The following is a 6,018-nucleotide window of genomic DNA, read 5'->3' on the forward strand; positions in this document are numbered from 1 at the left end:
TGACCCAGCTGCTGACCGGGCTGGATATACGGAGTCGGGATTTCAGGTAGCTGCAGTGGTTAGGAGGTTGGTGGCTTTCGGCCACAAGCGGACAGCCACACAGTAAATAAATCTGTCCCCTTTTCCGAAGCTGCATTGGTAGAGTTCAAAAAGGGCTCTCATTAGAGGATCAGGGGACGCGCGATGGCCGAGATCGGTTCGCTCGAGCGGCGTAAGCTCGAAAAATTGCTAGGTATGGGAAGCGGCTACGTCCTTGATTTCTCGGATCGCACCTATGCGGAGTTCTTCATCGATTTTCGGGTCGACATCGATGCGCCACAATTCCGAACTGGGGGTGACTCCAAGGCCAAGAGGATGCGGACCTTCTGGGATATCGCTCCGAGCCACACTGTTGGCAAAGTGCTTGACGGGCTCATCGCCTACGGCGTGGAGAATGACCACCTGGGCGACAGTAACCCGGTGCTGATCGACGATTGCCGCAAGATCGCGCAGCGCCTGCTCAGCGACCAGCCTGTCACCGACCTGGATGCTCTGACCGCCATTGCAGATGAGCGTGACTTCGAGGTAGTGGCCGAGCATGTGCGCGAGGCCATCGAGAAGAACCAGCCCGAGGGCGCGCTCGATCGCCTACACACCTTCGTCAACAAGTTCATCCGGATCACCTGTGAGCCGCATGGCATCACGATTAGTCGGGACAAACCCCTGCACAGCGTCTTCGGCGAGTATGTGAAGGCCCTGCGCGAAAGCGGTCACCTGGAATCAGTCATGACTGATCGGATACTCAGATCCTCCATTTCCGTACTCGAGGCCTTCAATGACGTAAGGAACAATAAGAGCCTGGCCCATGACAATCCCATTCTGAACTACGACGAGAGTTTGCTTGTGTTTAATCACGTAGCTTCATCCATCCGATTCATCAAGTCACTCGAAGCACGGATCAAGGCGAAGAGTCTGCAACAGACGACAGAGTCGACTTGGAACGATTCAATACCGTTTTAGGAAGGCCCACACAGGAAAGCGAATTCATGGCAGACAACAGTCTAAAAGTAAGCGAATTGGCCCGATTCGCCAGGAATCTGGAAAACTTCGCCAAGACTAGCCCTGAAGAAGCGATGCACTACCGCTTTCACGGTATATTGGAAAGCTAAATCGTCACACGGCAATGCTGCGGGGTGATAACGAGCCAGGGAGCGGTCAAACTGCATGAGCAGATGGTAGAGGTGATACGCGCCAAGCGCGGTACGACAGAGCAGCCGCAGTGAACCGTCCACAGCTATATGACCAACTCCTGGCCGGATAGCGACGGTCTGACTCCAGCCCCATTTTCTGCCCCCCCTTTTCTGAGCACTATTCAATGCAATGACTCTATACTGCCCCTCCGGATTGTGATCACCGCAACTCGGGTGTCACCAATCCCTAGAGTCTCATATGGCCATCCCTGGCTGGTTAGAATCCGTTCTTTACCAGAAGACTGGCAAGTCTATTTATGCAACTTCAAATATGCGTAAGCGTTTTGCCAAAAAAAACGATCACTGTATTCGCTGTATTCAACTCGCCTCATAATCTTAAGGAAGATATCTAGGTAGTCACGAGTGCGATCCACCATATCGGGCATGTGCCAATCTGAACCATAAGCCATTTTTGTAAGCAGTTCGTATGGTCGTGCGGCTTTAACAGCTGCGCCTCTAGCTTTCTCTATGTTGCCGACAAATACCTCTAGTTTTGAGGCCTCGAATAGTTGGGTAATGTAACCGACTTCGCAGTACACATTTTGATAAGTGGTGCACAGCTCGCAGACGATGCGTGCGAAGTTATCTTGGTCCTGCCACTCCTCCTCTGAATCAGCCATCCATCCTTTAGAATTTATGTTGCCGTTGATCATCGCCCCCCCACCTGCGTGTCCCAAACACAACCTAAGGTCGCTCCAGCGACTGTTTTCCAATACTTTCTTCCAGTATTTAGGATGGGCGTTGCCACCAAGCTTGTGTCGTGTCTGGAATCCAGTCGGCGTACAATGAGCAAAAATCGGCATATCATATTTGATGCAAAAATCGAAAAATGCGTCAATGCGATCTTGGTAAGTTGGTTCGTTCTCAGTTGGTTTATAACCCATTGCTGGGTAGAATTTGAAACCAATAAATCCTTTTTCCCGGGCTTCAGTCGCGTGTTTAAGCCAATCCTCACGACGAGGGTCAAACGCTGAAAAGCCGAAAACCTTGCAGGGTCTTGATCGGTGCAATAACTGCATGCGTCGAACTTGCTCAGGATGGAATAGATAATATGGCGGCTTTTCCATTGCGTAAGCCATTTGCATATCCATCATGTAGTGCACCACCTGCAATTTAGGTAAGTCGCTGCCATAGGAAGATAAGAGCCGCTCCAGCAGCTTCTCTTCCGAGCTGAGCATGGTCAGGAAAAACCTTAGGTAGTTTTCCTTTTCTCCCCAGGCTTCTTTATTCATCAATTTACTGACCACCCACAGTGCTTTCTTCAAAGCACTCCGAGCCCCACCTAGAAAACGCTTAAGGCTCACCCCTGCCTTTAAATCTATATATTTTTCAGCTTCAATATTTTCGGGCAAGGCTGTGTCATGCCAGCCCTCAGCATCGTAATTTGCCTTAGACAGCTCTTTGATTATCTGAGCCAACTCACTAGACTGTAGTAAATTTATTTCTTGAGGACTTAATGGGGACTCTGATAGCTCACCCAGCTCGCTTGTTATTTTATCTAGAGAGCCAGTCGCAATGCATAATTCATAGTATGCAATACTCCAGATTCTCTCCAAATAAAATTCATCCACCGCATCCTCATCATCTGGGGATGGCGTGGTAAGCGTTTTAGGTTCATGATATGAAGACCCGACCAGCATCAGCAGCAAGCTTGCCACATTGTTTGCTAACCGACTTTCGTCCTTGTTCATTGCATTGGCAATAATGCTGGCTAGAGGTACATATCGCGCATTAAAAAGATGAGTATGTAAATCAACGATTCGTTCAGGCATGCCCACGTGTAATCTCCCTATATAAATCTCTATGCTCGTTTTCTTAATGTATAGGCCGCCCAAGCAGAGGGCGTAGCGACGAGTAAGCTCGCTGTGTGTGTGCGCTTTGAGCTCGCCTTATGACTCTAGTCGCTCCTAGAAAAATGACCTGAGTAGCAGTATGTTTTTGGCCGATATCTTCCGGTACGACAGGCCGCTTCTGGCCGACAGCAGACCATCACTTCGCCCTCTTGCTACATCAAAGATAGAGAGATGCCCTCCGATCAATGTCCCCACGAGGCAGCCGCACCAATCCCGATAGCCGCAAACCACCGCCCCCTCCCACCACTCAGACCTGCCTGGCGACGACCATCTGCTCGACATCCATCGCGCGTTCGTATTCGTCGTGCAGCCAGGTCAGGGCCGATTCGAAGCGGCCGAAGTGAACTGCATCGACCACCCCGCTCTGCATGTTGGCCTGGATGGTTTCGCCAAGTACCCAGTCTTCCATGAGGATCTTGTTCACCAGGTTGTGGTTGGTCTCGTGCCTGCGCAGTTCGTCAGCCGACCACTCGCTGCCGCCGTCTTGCGGGCGATCGACCAGCAGCACTTCTTCGATGCGGGTTTCCCCGACCGCCAGCGGCACCATGCGGATCAGCGAGATGTTGTCCGGCTGGGCGAGCAGCAGCACGGTGGACGACAGGGTGTAGATGATGTTGGCCATCCGGCGCATGTCCCATTGCGTCTCGGGCAGGTCGGGCGCCTCGAGCAGCGGCTTCTTCGGCAGGATCATGCGCATGTACAGGCCGCCCCAGCTTTCCCAGGTGGACAGGTTGCCCAGGAAGAACGGCGCCAGGGTGTGCTTGTGCGCCACGTTGAAGTGGTAGGCCTCGATCCCTCCCTCGAGCAGGACCTTCCAGTTGGCCTTGATCACATAGCTGCGGCGCTTGTAGACCTGCTGGTTCTCGATATCCAGGTAGCGCATGCCGGACAGCATCTCTTCGCCGAGCAGGTCTGCAGGTACCCGCCGGTTGCGGTCCGGATGGACGAAGACGATGCCGCCGATGACCCGGCTGGGGAACTCGATCAGGCCCAGCCGGCCCTTATCCAGCCCGACGAAACCACGCTCGAAATCCGGCGCGCCGGCCAGTTGGCCTTGGCTGTCGTAGGTCCAGGCGTGGTAGGGGCAGACGAACCTGTTCCTGCAGCCGCTTTCGCCATTGGCCACCAGCCGTGCATTGCGGTGCCGGCAGGTATTGGCGAACACGCGCACCTGACCGTCCGCGCCACGCACCATCAGCAGCGACACGCCGTCGAGCCAGTCCAGAGCCAGGTAGTCGCCCGGGTTGGGCACCTCGTTGGCGGCACCGACGGCCAACGGCTGGTTGCGAAAGATCCGCTCTTTCTCGCGGGCAAACCACTGCGCGCTGGTGTAGCGCTCGGTGGCGTGGCTCCGGGTCGTCTCGTGGTACTGGGTTTCGCCGCGTGCGTGGAGTTCCAGCAGTTGCGCGATCAGGCGAATCTCGGTGGCTCTGTCCATGCTCGGGTCCTCTCTGGGCGGCCTTTGTGGATGACTCGCGGTACCGGGTCGGGGCCGGTGGCGTTCACTCTAGCAAGGCAAAATCGACCAAATTCGACCTCTGCGGACGTATTCTCGACGCAAATGGACAACCCTTCGCGCGGGCCACTTCGCGCGCAGCACCGCCGAGAGCGAAGCCGATGCATAACCCGCAACGCGCCGTCGAGATTGCCTATCTGATTCCCGATCAGTTCTGGAGCAGCACCATCAGCAGCACGGTGGAGGTGTTCCATGGCATGACGCTCAGCCCCAGGCTGTTCCAGAGCAACGAATTCCGTGGTTTCAACACCACCTTCCTACGCTGTACGCGAGCCAGGGTCACGGGGTTCTCCGGCCTGCGCTTCGACACCGAGTACTTCGCCAGCACCGCCGGGCAGCAGCGTTTCGATGTGCTGATCGTGCCCTCGGTGTGGGGCCTGTCGCTGGACAGCCTGGAGCGCGCCCGGCCGGCGCTGGCCTGGCTCAAGGCCCAGCATGCGCAGGGTTGCGTGGTGGTCGGGCTGGTCACCGGAGTGCTGTTTCTCGCCGAGGCCGGCATCCTCGATGGTCGCGAGGCGACCATTCACTGGGCCTCGGCCAACCTGTTCCGCCAGCGCTATCCCGAGGTAAAGGTCAGCCCGAAGATCCAGATGGTCGAGTCGGACAACATCATCACCACCTCGACCACGCCGGCGACCTTCGAGGCGCTGCTGCTGGTGATCCAGCGCTTTCTCGGCGACCGCTCGGCGGAGTTCGCTTCGCACTACTTCACCATCCGCGACAAGGACGCACCGCTGCCGGTGTTTCTCGAACCCAGCTGCAACGACAGGCTGGTCGATGCGGCGCGCGACTGCATCCGCCTGAACTTCGCCCGGGAGTTGTCCCTGGCCGAGCTGGCCCGGCAGTTCAATGTCACCCCAAGGACCCTGGTGCGGCGCTTCCTCAGCGCCACTGGGCTGACGCCGATGCAGTACCTCGGCAAGCACCGGCTGGAGATCGCCCGACGCCTGCTGCAGTCAACCGACCTGCAGATACAGCAGGTCGCCGAGCAGGCAGGCTTCGCCTCGGCCACCGTGTTCGGCCGTTGCTTCAAGCGCGCCTTCGCGCAAACGCCACGCGCCTACCGGCAATCGCTGCCCACCACCCGGCAGTGAGGCCCGTCAGGCTGACGCGCGCGGTTGCCTCACGACGGGCCGTGTCAGCCTGCTCCCCTGCCCCCCGATGCCGCCCCTTCACGGCTGAATGCCTCCTGTCGCAATATTTCTCCTGAGGATAAAAAAATTCCCAACAGGCATGGACAGCGCACGTTCATTCACTTATAAAAATCACCAACACGAAAAATAGATTCGTCACAGTAAATTTTATTCATAGACGAACAGCGCTTTCACTCATGAAGATTTTCCTGCCGCCGCCCCCAGCAGAGGATTCGCCATGCAGCCCGCCAAGCACCCGTACGTGATCAAGATCAGTTGCCCGGCCA

Annotated in this window: 5 protein-coding genes; 3 read left to right on the plus strand and 2 right to left on the minus strand. The window is 56.1% G+C overall.

Translation table 11 applies throughout. From position 1 onward, the window contains the following. Positions 1 to 183 precede the first annotated feature (183 nt). A complete protein-coding gene (locus J0A65_RS21035; protein ID WP_206596301.1) occupies positions 184 to 999 on the plus strand; it encodes an abortive infection family protein in 816 nt (271 codons plus the stop codon). A 26-nt stretch (positions 1,000 to 1,025) separates the two neighbouring features. Beyond that, the gene (locus J0A65_RS27750; RefSeq protein WP_269814694.1) at positions 1,026 to 1,148 is read left to right on the plus strand and encodes a hypothetical protein; all 123 of its coding nucleotides are present in this window, start codon (positions 1,026 to 1,028) and stop codon (positions 1,146 to 1,148) included. A 332-nt stretch (positions 1,149 to 1,480) separates the two neighbouring features. On the opposite strand, the gene J0A65_RS21040 is transcribed toward J0A65_RS27750, so the two are convergent. Together J0A65_RS21040 and J0A65_RS21045 are read right to left on the minus strand one after the other, a co-directional pair. Next, positions 1,481 to 3,001, minus strand: a complete 1,521-nt coding sequence (locus J0A65_RS21040) for an amidohydrolase family protein (protein ID WP_232850085.1) — start codon at positions 2,999 to 3,001, stop codon at positions 1,481 to 1,483. A gap of 328 nt (positions 3,002 to 3,329) precedes the next feature. Further along, complete coding sequence (locus J0A65_RS21045; RefSeq protein WP_206596303.1) at positions 3,330 to 4,520, minus strand: aromatic ring-hydroxylating oxygenase subunit alpha; 1,191 nt, start codon at positions 4,518 to 4,520, stop codon at positions 3,330 to 3,332. Between the two features lie 179 nt (positions 4,521 to 4,699). Here J0A65_RS21045 and J0A65_RS21050 point away from each other — a divergent pair, with 179 nt between their 5' ends. Then, positions 4,700 to 5,692 (plus strand): GlxA family transcriptional regulator, encoded by a 993-nt coding sequence (locus J0A65_RS21050; RefSeq protein ID WP_206596304.1) that lies wholly within the window; start codon positions 4,700 to 4,702, stop codon positions 5,690 to 5,692. Positions 5,693 to 6,018 lie beyond the last annotated feature (326 nt).

It is taken from the genome of Bowmanella yangjiangensis, assembly GCF_017255015.1.
GTDB classification, from domain to species: domain Bacteria; phylum Pseudomonadota; class Gammaproteobacteria; order Enterobacterales; family Alteromonadaceae; genus Bowmanella; species Bowmanella yangjiangensis.

Coding starts and splice junctions, on each gene's coding strand:
- J0A65_RS21035 (WP_206596301.1), top strand. CDS start 184: ATGGCCGAGATCGGTTCGCTCGAGCGGCGTAAGCTCGAAAAATTGCTA.
- J0A65_RS27750 (WP_269814694.1), top strand. CDS start 1,026: ATGGCAGACAACAGTCTAAAAGTAAGCGAATTGGCCCGATTCGCCAGG.
- J0A65_RS21040 (WP_232850085.1), bottom strand. CDS start 3,001: ATGCCTGAACGAATCGTTGATTTACATACTCATCTTTTTAATGCGCGA.
- J0A65_RS21045 (WP_206596303.1), bottom strand. CDS start 4,520: ATGGACAGAGCCACCGAGATTCGCCTGATCGCGCAACTGCTGGAACTC.
- J0A65_RS21050 (WP_206596304.1), top strand. CDS start 4,700: ATGCATAACCCGCAACGCGCCGTCGAGATTGCCTATCTGATTCCCGAT.